This is a genomic window from Streptomyces daliensis (assembly GCF_054782395.1).
Genome location: NZ_BAAGSO010000108.1, coordinates 53,912 through 57,934 on the forward strand (window position 1 = coordinate 53,912; position 4,023 = coordinate 57,934).

At 71.8% G+C, this 4,023-nt stretch carries 3 protein-coding genes; all 3 read right to left on the minus strand.

Going from position 1 to position 4,023, the window contains the following annotated elements; translation table 11 throughout:
• Positions 1 to 359: 359 nt before the first annotated feature.
• On the minus strand, positions 360 to 2,069 hold the full coding sequence (locus tag ACYVOO_RS30605) for a proline--tRNA ligase (RefSeq protein WP_461018968.1): 1,710 nt from the start codon (positions 2,067 to 2,069) through the stop codon (positions 360 to 362).
• Between the two features lie 198 nt (positions 2,070 to 2,267).
• Complete coding sequence (locus ACYVOO_RS30610; RefSeq protein ID WP_461018969.1) at positions 2,268 to 2,843, minus strand: GNAT family N-acetyltransferase; 576 nt, start codon at positions 2,841 to 2,843, stop codon at positions 2,268 to 2,270.
• Between the two features lie 25 nt (positions 2,844 to 2,868).
• Complete coding sequence (locus ACYVOO_RS30615; RefSeq protein ID WP_461018970.1) at positions 2,869 to 3,714, minus strand: GNAT family N-acetyltransferase; 846 nt, start codon at positions 3,712 to 3,714, stop codon at positions 2,869 to 2,871.
• Positions 3,715 to 4,023 lie beyond the last annotated feature (309 nt).

The window sequence follows — 4,023 nt, forward strand, 5'->3', positions numbered from 1 at the left end:
AACCACCCACGCGCCCACAACCACGGTCCGAGCCAAGAATCACGCGGCGCCAGCCGCGAACAACCGGTCCACACGCCGCGCCGTAGCCACACAGCCGCACCCGGAAACGGCGCCCAGCCCCCGCGCAGGGGACCCCCACCAGGCGACGACGCCAAAACTGTTGTGGGCAATCGTCCCGCGGGCGAGGGGGCACCTCCCAGCGGTAGCTGGGGGAGGGTGGGCACAACCCGTGCCACCGGCCCGCCACACGCGAACGAAACCCCAAAGGGGCACCCACAGCAGGCGCACCCCCACCAGAAACAGGCACCCTGTGCAGGCTTCACCGCCCACCCCGTGGAGGGGCGCAGCCCGGGAAGGGATCAGGCTGGGGTGAGGCGAGCCACCGCGTCGGCGATGGGGAGGTCTTCGCGGGCGCCCGTGCGGCGGTCCTTCAGCTCGACGAGCCCGTCCTTCACCCCGCGCCCCGCGACGAGAATCGTGGGCACCCCGATCAGCTCGGCGTCGGTGAACTTGACGCCGGGCGACACCCCCGCACGGTCGTCCACCAAGACTCGCACCCCCGCCTCCCCGAGCCGCTCCGCGATCTCCAGCGCGGCCTCGGTCTGCGCCGCCTTGCCCGCGGCGACAATGTGAACGTCGGCGGGAGCGATCTCGCGGGGCCAGCACAGGCCTTGGTCGTCGGCGGTCTGTTCGGCGAGCGCGGCCACGGCGCGGGAGACGCCGATGCCGTAGGAGCCCATCGTGACGCGCACGGGCTTGCCGTCCTGGCCGAGGACGTCCAGCTCGAAGGCGTCCGCGTACTTGCGCCCGAGCTGGAAGATGTGGCCGATCTCGATCGCGCGGTCCAGCTCGATGCCCGCGCCGCAGCGGGGGCAGGGGTCGCCGGGCTCGACGACCACGACGTCGAGGTAGTCGTCGACCTCGAAGTCGCGGCCGACGACCACGTTGCGGGCGTGCTTGCCCTCCTGGTTCGCGCCGGTGACCCAGGCGGTGCCGGGCGCGACGCGCGGGTCGGCGAGGTAGCGGAACGCCTTGCCGGCGAGGCCGCCCTGCGGGCCGACGTAGCCGCGTACGAGGTCGGGACGGCCGGTGAAGTCGTCGGCGGTGACCAGCTCGACCGTGGCGGGCGCGAGCTGTTCGGCGAGCTTGCCGAGGTCGACCTCGCGGTCGCCGGGCACGCCCACGGCGGTGATCTCGCCGTCGACCTTCACCAGCAGATTCTTGAGCGTCGCCGAGGCCGGGACGTCCAGGTGCGCCGCGAGGGTCTCGATGGTGGGGGTGTCCGGGGTGTCCAGCACCTCCACGGCGGGGTGGCCCTCGGCGGTGCGGGGCTGTACGGCGACGGAGACGGCCTCCGTGTTGGCCGCGTAGCCGCAGGCGGGGCACTGCGCGTAGGTGTCCTCGCCCGCCGCTGCCGGGGCCAGGAACTCCTCGGAGGCCGAGCCGCCCATGGCGCCGGAGATCGCGGAGACGATGCGGTAGTCCAGCCCGAGGCGTTCGAAGATGCGCTGGTACGCCTGGCGGTGCAGGGCGTAGGACTCGGCGAGTGCCTCGTCGGAGACGTCGAAGGAGTACGAGTCCTTCATCGTGAACTCGCGCCCGCGCAGGATGCCGGAGCGGGGGCGGGCCTCGTCCCTGTACTTGGTCTGGATCTGGTAGATGATCACCGGCAGGTCCTTGTAGGACGTGCACTGGTCCTTGACGACCTGGGTGAAGATCTCCTCGTGGGTGGGGCCGAGCAGGTACTCGCCGCCCTTGCGGTCCTTGAGCCGGAAGAGCAGATCGCCGTACTCCTCGTAGCGCCCGGAGACCTCGTAGGGCTCCTTCGGCAGCAGCGCCGGGAGCAGCACCTCCTGGCCGCCGATGGCGTCCATCTCCTCGCGGACGACGCGCGTGACGTTCTCCAGCACCTGCTTGCCCAGCGGGAGCCAGGTCCAGATGCCCGCTGCGGTGCGGCGTACGTAGCCCGCGCGCACGAGCAGTTTGTGGCTGAGCGTCTCGGCGTCGGCCGGGTCGTCGCGCAGCGTCTTCAGCATCGACCGGGACATGCGCTGGACTCGGGCTGCCATGGGGTTCTCCTGCTCGGACCGTTCGAAGTGCGTGGCGTGAACCGGCGATGGATATCGGTGGGATACCGGCGACGGCTTCAGTGGTAGGCAAGGAGCCTATCGGGCCCCGGGCACGGCACGGAAATGGGTTCACGGGCCGGGGAGGCTTCCGGGGACGCGGACGGGCGCGGTGGACGCGGTGGACGCGGTGGACGCGGTTCAGGTGTGCGGGCGCAGCAGTGGGAGCGGTGCCCCCATCACGGCGTACGGGCTCGGCGCGCTCGGGAAGAGCACCTGGCGGGCCAGGTCGCGGTAGCCGAGCCGGTGGTAGAGGGCGCGGGCCGGGCTGTCGGTGTCGATGGCGGAGAGGAGGGAGCGCGGTTCGGCCGCGGCGTCGGTGAGCTGGGTGATCAGCAGTCGGCCGATGCCCCGGTTCTGGTAGAGGGGGTGGACGTGCAGCTCCGTGATCACGAACGCGTCGCCGAGCCAGTGCTCGAACCCGTTCTGGCGCAGGTAGGGGTGGACGACGGTGGACCACCACTGCGTCCTGTCGTTGGGCATGCCGTACACGAAGCCGACGAGCCGCCCCTCAGGGGTGGTCGCGCCCAGGGCGCGCGCGCCGGGCGAGGCCAGGTGCCGCAGCACGATGTGGCGGCGCACGCCGACCTCGTCGTCGGTGAGCCCGAAGGCGACGGCCTGCACGGCGAGCGCGTCGTCCACGCGTGCGGCGAGGTCGAGCGGGCCGACGGCCGTCTCTCGGGGGTCCTGGGGCTGGCCCCCGGCGGAATGCAGCATGCCCGGGAGGCTACTAGGACCGCTGTCAGAACAGGACGCTCATGAAGGCCCCGACCTCCTGGAAGCCCACCCGGTGGTAGGCGGCACGGGCCGGTTTGTTGAAGTCGTTGACGTAGAGGCTCGCGAGGGGTGCCACGTCCTGGAGCGCGTAGCGCAGGACCGCTGCCATGCCGGTCACGGAGAGTCCCTCGCCGCGCCGCTCGGGGGCGACCCACACGCCCTGGATCTGGCAGGCGTACGGGGTGGCCGCGCCGATCTCGGCCTTGAAGACGACCTTGCCGTTCTCGACCCGTGCGAAGGAACGCCCCGAGCCGACGAGTTCGGCCACCCGCGCCTGGTAGATGAGCCCGCCGTCCCCGGCGAGGGGCGAGACGCCGACCTCCTCGGTGAACATGGCGACGCACGCGGGCATCACCAGGTCCATCTCGTCCTTGCGCACCCGGCGCACCAGGGGGTCGGGCCGTACGTCGGACGGCATGGAGTCGGTGACCATCAGGGGCTGGTTGCCGCGCACGTCGCGGGCCGGGCCCCAGTGCGGTTCGAGATACGACCACAGCGCCGCCGTCGGCCCGGCCGGGCCGACGATGGACGAGCAGCGGCGCCCCTGCCGCCGGGCCCGCTCGGCGAAGGCGCGCACGGCCTCGGGGCCCGCGCACAGGGGGACGAGGTTGGCCCCCGCGTAGCACAGGGACTCCAGTCTGCCCCGGTGGTACCAGCCCCACATCTCGCCGCCAAGGCGCCAGGGATCGAGCCCCGAGATGTTGACGCGGGCGGCCACGAAGGCGTTGTTGACGGGCTCGCGGCGCAGCACCGCGAGGGCGTCGTCCAGCTCGCCTGGGTCGACGACTCTGGTGGAGGTGGTGGTCAGCACGTGTCGTCTTGCCTCACCGATACGGGCCTGGGAGGCCGGGGAACAGCTCTTGGCACTGTATCTCCCCTCGTCCCGGTTCACCTGGTTCGAGCACGCACAGCGTCCGCGGCTACCCTCTCCGCTGCCCTCGCTGCGGCAGGTGACGGCGGCGCTGAGCGGTCCACTGACGGCGACGGCCCGCTCCGGCCCGCGTCCGGCCCCGTACAGCGGGAAGCCCCGCACCACGACGGCGGATTCCAGGGATCGTCGCAACACGTGGTCGTGTTGATCAGGCCGTGAGCAGTTTATGCAGGCGCTCGGCTGGGGTTT

Bases quoted from the DNA above. Each gene is read 5' to 3' on its own strand.
- ACYVOO_RS30605 (WP_461018968.1), bottom strand. From the start codon at position 2,069: ATGGCAGCCCGAGTCCAGCGCATGTCCCGGTCGATGCTGAAGACGCTG.
- ACYVOO_RS30610 (WP_461018969.1), bottom strand. From the start codon at position 2,843: ATGCTGCATTCCGCCGGGGGCCAGCCCCAGGACCCCCGAGAGACGGCC.